The organism is Bartonella vinsonii subsp. berkhoffii ATCC 51672, assembly GCF_902825225.1.
Classification (GTDB): domain Bacteria; phylum Pseudomonadota; class Alphaproteobacteria; order Rhizobiales; family Rhizobiaceae; genus Bartonella; species Bartonella berkhoffii.
Genome location: NZ_CADEAK010000353.1, coordinates 1 through 384 on the forward strand (window position 1 = coordinate 1; position 384 = coordinate 384).

The window sequence follows — 384 nt, forward strand, 5'->3', positions numbered from 1 at the left end:
GTACAAATAGCCGGTATGGTTGCTCGCCGGATTGTTTGTTGGTCAAAAGAAAATGATTCCGTTATTACCGGAGAACGATTTGGGTTGATTCGGTTTGGTTCTCGTCTTGATATTTATATACCAACTGCAGTGAAATTACGTGTTGCAGTTGGCCAGAGAGCAATTGCAGGAGAAACAGTTTTAGGTTCTTTTAATGATAAGAGTGCTACAACTGACTTCAGATTTGATTAGGACGGCCCATGAAAAATTTTTCGTTATTTTCGTCATTTAATCCTGAAGGACAGCATGATGATGCTGGAAATCGGTGGCGTTCACCCACGCCTATGCGATATGTTATTCCCAATATCATAACGGTTTTAGCAATTTGCGCAGGAATGAGTAGTA

At 40.6% G+C, this 384-nt stretch carries 1 protein-coding gene and 1 pseudogene; both read left to right on the top strand.

Annotated features, from left to right (window positions below):
• The coding region (locus tag J7R10_RS09585) for a phosphatidylserine decarboxylase (RefSeq protein WP_208436552.1) at positions 1-231 on the top strand (231 nt) is incomplete at its 5' end.
• An 8-nt stretch (positions 232-239) separates the two neighbouring features.
• Positions 240-384: pseudogene (locus J7R10_RS10195) on the top strand (CDP-diacylglycerol--serine O-phosphatidyltransferase); the annotation flags it as partial.